General features: G+C 40.0%; 1 protein-coding gene. It reads left to right on the plus strand.

The genetic code is table 11. The annotated features are described in order from the left end of the window. Positions 1-210, plus strand: a 210-nt coding sequence (locus HMPREF0634_RS01015; RefSeq protein ID WP_007788179.1) for a Cna B-type domain-containing protein, incomplete at both ends; no start/stop codon positions are given.

Consider the following 210-nt stretch of genomic DNA (forward strand, 5'->3'; position numbering starts at 1 on the left):
CAAGGCTTCTGCAAAGGTAGAACTTAGAAAAGAAGGCAGTAACAATGCCCTACAGACACAAGAACTTAATGCAGCAGGATCATGGAAACATACATTTACAGGCCTAGACAAGTATGAAAATAATGGAACACCAATCAAGTATACAGTTGTAGAAAAGGATGTTCCACAGGGCTATACAGCAAGTGTATCAGGAACAATGGCAAGTGGTTT

This window comes from Peptostreptococcus stomatis DSM 17678, from assembly GCF_000147675.1.
Lineage (GTDB): Bacteria > Bacillota > Clostridia > Peptostreptococcales > Peptostreptococcaceae > Peptostreptococcus > Peptostreptococcus stomatis.